The organism is Mycobacterium sp. (genome assembly GCF_050701675.1).
Taxonomy (GTDB): domain Bacteria; phylum Actinomycetota; class Actinomycetes; order Mycobacteriales; family Mycobacteriaceae; genus Mycobacterium.
On the sequence record NZ_JBOGDD010001027.1, the window covers coordinates 1 to 4,750 of the forward strand.

Here is a 4,750-nt window from a genome sequence, read left to right on the forward strand (position 1 = left end):
TGAAGAACAGGTTCTCCAGCAGGGCCTGCGCGGACTCCTTGGTCGGCGGCTCGCCCGGGCGCAGCTTCCGGTAGATGTCCAGCAGAGCCTCGTCGGGACCGGCGGTGCTGTCCTTCTCGAGGGTCGACATCATGATCTCGGAGAAACCGAAGCGCTCGGTGATCTTCTCGCTGGTCCAGCCGAGTGCCTTCAGCAGCACGGTGACCGGCTGACGGCGCTTGCGGTCGATGCGCACGCCGACGGTGGCGCGCTTGTCGACGTCGAACTCGAGCCACGCACCGCGACCGGGGATGACCTTGACACTGGTCAGGTCGTTCTCGGTGGCCTTGTCCTTCGACTTGTCGAAGTAGACGCCTGGCGAGCGGACGAGCTGGGACACCACGACACGCTCGGTGCCGTTGATGATGAAGGTGCCCTTCTCCGTCATCATCGGGAAGTCACCCATGAAGACGGTCTGGCTCTTGATCTCACCGGTGGTGTTGTTGATGAACTCGGCGGTCACGAACAGCGGCGCCGCGTAGGTCTGATCCTTTTCCTTGCAGTCGTCGACGGGCGCCTTGACCTCGTCGAAGCGCGGATCGGAGAAGCTCAGCGAGAGCGTGCCCGCGAAGTCCTCGATCGGCGACAACTCAGTGAGCACCTCTTCGAGGCCACCGACCGGGCTGACCTCGCCACGCTCGAGTGCCTTCTCACGCCATCCATCGGAGCCGATCAGCCACTCGAAGGAGTCCGTCTGCACGTCAAGCAAGCCGGGAACCTCTAGAGGCTCGCGGAGCTTGGCGAACGAAACTCGGTTGGGTGCTCCCGGAACGGAGTTGTTGGGGTTTTCTACTGACTTGCTCTGGCGAGAGACTGCCAAGATGCATCCTTCCAGCACCGGATGCGACTGTGGGCGATCGGCCGAAGACCGGACCCTTGCCGCGTTATCTGCGTTAGGTTCGGCTGGCGTTCTCAAGCCTGAATCTCTCCGCCACGCGGCACGCGTCTAGGTCACTGAGCGGGGCTCAGACCAGTGGTCGTGTCAGAGTGCAGGTGAGGGTGGGCAGGATGCAGCCAGCGCAACGTCCAACACTAGCGCAGAACGGCGCATTCCTCAACATCCGCATGATAGGGCTCCCGGCGCTGGCTGGCGACCTCAACCCGTACATACATGCTGACCAACAGACTGGCCCGTTTGAGCGTTTCCGTCAAGGGTTCGCGCCGCGTTTCGTGTGGACAGTTCTCGTAGCTCGCGGGTCTGCCCAATCGAGTTGCGACTCGGCCGCCGATTCGAGCCGTTCGTAGGCCCATCCGCGCTCCACGGCCAACCACGAGATCACCAGCGCGGCGTCGCGCAACGGAACGGGCCGACGACCCATGACGACCAGGGAGGGACGGTCAAGCAGTGCGCGGGCGCTATTCACTGCAGGGCGGTCAACCAGTCGGCCGACCGGGAGAGGTCAATCCCTGGCGACCGGAATCGACGCCGTTGGGGTTTCTTCTTCGGCGTTGCGGTGCCGGGCGGTCGGGTCGTCGTCGCTGCTGGTGTTGACGTTGGCCATGCTGGACGTCGGGTGCTGGTTGTGCCCGTCGAGGTCCTTGCGGATGGCTTCCTGGGCGGCCGGCGGCAGGGTGTGCATGATCTCGCGCACCCGGGCCTGGCGACGGTCGACGGCCTGGCGATGCGGCATCCCCGGGGTGGCATTGACCTGCGGCGGCACACCCTCGATCTCCTCGGTACCACCATCGTGGTGACCCGCGTCGATCATGGCCTGCTCCTCGGCCATCGTCGACTCGTCCTTCTCCTCCGACATCCCGATCGGCCCGATCCGGCGACCGTTGAGGAACTGCTTGACCACCGGCTCATCGGAGGTCAGCAGCACCTCACGCGGACCGAACATCACCAGATGCTTGCGGAACAACATCCCCATGTTGTCGGGCACCGTGCGGGCGATGTTGATGTTGTGCGTCACGATCAGAATGGTGCAGTCGATCTGAGCGTTGATGTCGATCAACAACTGCGACAGATACGCCGTACGCACCGGGTCCAGACCGGAGTCCGGCTCGTCGCACAGGATGATCTGCGGATCCAACACCAGGGAGCGGGCCAGCCCGGCCCGCTTGCGCATACCACCGGAGATCTCCCCGGGGAACTTCGTCTCATCCCCCGTCAGACCGACCAGATCGAGCTTCTCCATCACGATCTGACGGATCTCGGATTCCTTCTTCTTCGTGTGCTCACGAAGCGGGAACGCGGTGTTGTCATACAACGACATCGACCCGAACAGCGCGCCGTCCTGGAACATCACCCCGAACAGCGTGCGGATCTCGTAGAGCTCCTTGGCCGAGCACTCGATGATGTTGGTGCCGTCGACGATGATCTTGCCGCGCTCGGGACGCAGCAGACCGATCAGCGACTTCAGAAACACCGACTTACCGGTACCGGACGGCCCCAACAGCACGCTGACCTCACCAGGAGGCAGGTCGAACGTCACGTCCTCCCAAATTCGCTGGGGCCCGAAGGACTTCGTCAGCCCCTCAACCTGAATACCGATGCCCACGCGCGACCCTTCCGCCAGTGTCTTTGCCCGCCAACCAGACATGCCCGCCTGTGGCTTGAGTCACTGTAGCGCACTCGCCATCGGCCCTAACGCCTTTGTGCCATCCGGCCGGGGAGGCAAACGAGGGTCGCAGTTTGCTCGTTTTCACCTCTGCAGGCACCCCGGTTGCCACCGAACCCGTGCAACGCAAAGGGCCCCCGGGATTCCCGGGGGCCCTTGCGTGCAGAACTACTACTTGACGGTGACCGTCGCGCCTGCGGCCTCGAGCTTGGCCTTGGCGTCGTCGGCGACGTCCTTGTTGACCTTCTCGAGCAGCGACTTGGGGGCGCTGTCGACGAGGTCCTTGGCCTCCTTGAGACCAAGGCCGGACACGATCTCGCGGACGACCTTGATGACGCCGATCTTCTTGTCGCCCGCGCCCTCGAGGACGACGTCGAACTCCGACTGCTCCTCGGCGGCCTCGGCGGGGGCGGCTGCACCCGGGGCGGCTGCGACGGCGACCGGCGCGGCGGCGGTGACGTCGAAGGTCTCCTCGAACGCCTTGACGAACTCAGAGAGCTCCAACAGGGTCAGTTCCTTGAACGCGTCGAGCAGGTCTTCGGTGCTGAGCTTGGCCATTGTGTGGTCCCTTCCTAAATATCTTGCTTGGGTCTGTGGTGGTGTTTGGGTGGTCTACTCGGCAGGTGCCGAGGCGTCCGATGCTGCTTCTGCTTCTGGTGCGTCTACCTCTGGCGCGGGGCCGGAACCGGCGCCTTCTTCGGCTGCTCTCTTCTCCTGCAACGCGAAGACGAGGCGGGCGACCTGCGATGCGGGGGCTGCGAACAGCGCCGCGGCCTGGCTCGTCTTGGCCTTCATCGCTCCGGCCAGCTTGGCCAGCAGCACCTCGCGCGACTCGAGGTCCGCGATGCGGTTGACCTCGTCCACGGACAGCGCCTTGCCGTCCATGTAGCCGCCCTTGACGATCAGGGCCTTGTTGTCCTTGGCGAAGTTCTTGATCGCCTTTGCGGCGTCGACGGGCTCACCCTTGATGAACGCGATGGCGGTCGGACCGGTGAACAGTTCGTCCAGGCCCTTCACACCTGCTGCGGAGGCAGCGCGCTTTACCAGGGTGTTCTTGGCGACCGAGTACGTGGCGGAGTCTCCGAGGGACTTGCGCAGATCGGCAAGGTTGGCCACGGTGAGCCCGCGGTACTCGGTGACGACCGCGGCGGTCGAGTCCTTGAACTGCTCGGCGATGTCGGCAACGGCGGTGGCCTTCTCAGCTTTGGCCATGCATGCCTCCTATCTAGGTTTGGGCCGGCGGGCACCCTTTGAATCCGGCTGAATGGTCTGGAAACGACGAACGCCCCGGGCGCAGTGCGGCCGGGGCGTGAAGATCCGCTGGCACGCGCCAGCGGTGATGCCTCGTCCTCCTGCGTGGGCCGCCCGGGGTTTCCCGGACCTTCAACCGATTTCTCGGTGACCGACGGTCTTCGGTGGAACAACGGAAAGGATAGCGTGCTACCTCCCGGTCAGCCAAAACGCTTCTTTCCATCATGGGACTTCGGCGCGTTCGGTTGCGGTGCTCGCGACTCAGCGCGCCCAAACCACCAGCGGGCGGGATCGCGGGAGACGTCGGCGTGGGTGGGCTGGCGTCAGCCGGCAGCCATCGCCAGGTAGCCCTCACTGGCACTCGGGAAACGCGGCCGCCACGAGGTGGCGGACCGGAATGACGCGTTGCTCACGCGCAACGACCGCGTCAGCGAGGTGAGCCGGTCACCGAGCAGTAGACCCAAACGGCCAGGCACCCGCACCCACAGACCGGTTTCCACGGCGTCGGCACACGCCTTGGCATAACCAGCCTTGGTCAGCGGCTCGTCGTCGACGACGTTGTACACGCCGCCGGGCGCCCCGAGGCTGGCCACCACTGCCTCGGCGGCGTCGTCGAGATGGATCGAGGACAGGTACGACGACGACCGTCCAGGCATGAACCCGACGTGCTTGCGCGCCAACGCAAGAAACTCGCGGCTCTGCGCGGATCCCTGGCCGTAGAAGAGCCCGAACCGCAACGTGATCGCCGTTGCGCCCGCGTGCGCGAATCGACGCGCGCTGGCTTCCGCGGCATGGTTGCCCCGCGCTATCGGATAGTGATCGACGGGGGCCTGCTCGTCGAGCCAGCGGTCGCCGCCGTCGGCGTAGATCATCACCACGGACTCCTGCACCACCCGTCC

General features: G+C 64.9%; 4 protein-coding genes and 1 pseudogene. All 5 read right to left on the bottom strand.

Annotated features, from left to right (window positions below; translation table 11 throughout):
- Nucleotides 1-859: pseudogene (locus tag ACRDUX_RS31470) on the bottom strand (DNA-directed RNA polymerase subunit beta); the annotation flags it as partial.
- Between the two features lie 580 nt (nucleotides 860-1,439).
- Nucleotides 1,440-2,540, bottom strand: a complete 1,101-nt coding sequence (locus tag ACRDUX_RS31475) for an ABC transporter ATP-binding protein (protein WP_526419869.1) — start codon at nucleotides 2,538-2,540, stop codon at nucleotides 1,440-1,442.
- Between the two features lie 231 nt (nucleotides 2,541-2,771).
- Nucleotides 2,772-3,158 carry a 50S ribosomal protein L7/L12 gene (gene rplL, locus ACRDUX_RS31480; RefSeq protein ID WP_526419871.1) on the bottom strand — a complete coding sequence of 129 codons (387 nt, stop codon included), beginning with the start codon at nucleotides 3,156-3,158 and terminating at the stop codon, nucleotides 2,772-2,774.
- A gap of 54 nt (nucleotides 3,159-3,212) precedes the next feature.
- Nucleotides 3,213-3,812 carry a 50S ribosomal protein L10 gene (rplJ, locus tag ACRDUX_RS31485; RefSeq protein ID WP_526419873.1) on the bottom strand — a complete coding sequence of 200 codons (600 nt, stop codon included), beginning with the start codon at nucleotides 3,810-3,812 and terminating at the stop codon, nucleotides 3,213-3,215.
- A gap of 362 nt (nucleotides 3,813-4,174) precedes the next feature.
- Nucleotides 4,175-4,750, bottom strand: a 576-nt coding sequence (locus ACRDUX_RS31490; protein ID WP_526419875.1) for an NAD-dependent epimerase/dehydratase family protein, incomplete at its 5' end; no start/stop codon positions are given.